The sequence below is a fragment of the Pseudaeromonas pectinilytica genome, assembly GCF_054780855.1.
The window spans coordinates 1-535 of record NZ_BAAGVN010000141.1 but is presented as its reverse complement, the minus strand read 5'-3'; the positions used below and the strand labels follow the sequence as shown (position 1 = coordinate 535).

General features: G+C 52.3%; 1 protein-coding gene. It reads left to right on the top strand.

Features of this window, described 5'->3' with window-relative positions; all coding sequences use genetic code 11:
* Positions 1-524, top strand: a 524-nt coding sequence (locus ACYVG7_RS09870; RefSeq protein WP_460882966.1) for an IS4 family transposase, incomplete at its 5' end; no start/stop codon positions are given.
* Positions 525-535: the final 11 nt, after the last annotated feature.

Genomic DNA, 535 nt, shown 5'->3' with positions numbered 1-535 from the left:
TTGAACAGGGCTCACCGGATGGTTTGAGCTGGCACCTGCTGACCTCAGAGCCGGTGACCAATGCCGAGCAGGCCCAGCAGATAGTAATGCACTACGAGAAACGGTGGTTGATAGAGGACTTTCACAAAGCGTGGAAAAGCAGTGGTACTCGGGTGGAAGCATTGCGGCTCCAAACTCGGGCCAATCTGGAAAAGGCCGTGGTCATACTGTCCTTTGTGGCGGTGCGGATACAACAATTGCGTTTTACAGGTTTGCAGGATGAACGGGGGAGCCAGGTCTCTTGTGAGAGTCTATTCACCCCCCTTGAGTGGAAAATACTGTGGCGTAAAGTTGAGAAGAAGAAACTCCCGGTGAAAGCGCCCAGTATGCGATGGTTTTACCTATCGCTGGGGAAGCTAGGCGGATGGAAAGACACGAAACGAACAGGGAGAGTGGGATGGGAAGCGCTGTGGGAAGGATGGTTTGTATTGCAATCCATCCTTGAAGGCTATGTGTTGGCACTGTCTCTTGAGCACGACTTGTGATCAAGAGACAG